General features: G+C 61.6%; 1 protein-coding gene. It reads right to left on the reverse strand.

The genetic code is table 11. The annotated features are described in order from the left end of the window. Positions 1-787 (reverse strand): ABC transporter substrate-binding protein (locus tag ACP7AX_RS19170; RefSeq protein ID WP_426228780.1); only part of this gene is annotated, 787 nt, incomplete at both ends.

Consider the following 787-nt stretch of genomic DNA (forward strand, 5'->3'; position numbering starts at 1 on the left):
CTTCTCAATGGACTTCTCGTAGTCAACAACCAGCTTGTCGGTACCTTCGAAGGTGGTGCCGTCACGCTGGGTCTTCGAGGCCGGAACACCGCGGGAGGTCTTGAAGATCTGGCCCACCTCGGGATCGTTGACCATGAAGTCGATGAACCGGGCAGCCGCTTCCTTGTACTTGGTCTTCGCGCTGGCAACCATCAGCATGGAGGGCTTCAGGAACAGGCCCAGGTTGTCCTTGTCATCCGACGGGACGGGAACGAGCTTGAGTTCCTTGGCGCCGCTGTCGGCGAGGTAACCGGCCATGAAGTTATCCCACGTGACCTCAGAGGCGGTCACACCCGAGCCAAACCCAGACTTGGGGGCGAGCTGGGTGGAGCGCTCCTCCGAAATGAGGGCCGGGGTGCCGCGCAGGTCCGCGGTGAGGTTCCACCACTTCTTCAGGTCATCCTTGGTGAAGCCGAGCTTGCCATCCTCGGTGAAGGCCTCGATCTTGTTCTGGCGCAGCCAGATGTTGAACATCCACCACACCGAGGTGTAGTCCGTTGAGCCGAAGAGAGCGCCGCCGCCCTTGGCTCCGACCTCGGTCAGGAACGCGTTGTATTCCGCGTAGGTCCAGCTGCCGTCCGGCTCTGCGATGCCCAGTGGGGCGAGCTTCTCGGGGTTGTAGTAGACGGCGAAGGCGTTGGTGCTGGTGGGGATGCCGTAGGTCTTGCCCCTGATCTGGCCGGAAGGCAGCAGCGATTTCTCGAAGGCGTCCGTGTTGATCTTGACTGTACCCAGGTCCAGGAGCTGG

Source organism: Pseudarthrobacter sp. DSP2-3-2b1, from assembly GCF_049895945.1.
Taxonomy (GTDB): domain Bacteria; phylum Actinomycetota; class Actinomycetes; order Actinomycetales; family Micrococcaceae; genus Arthrobacter.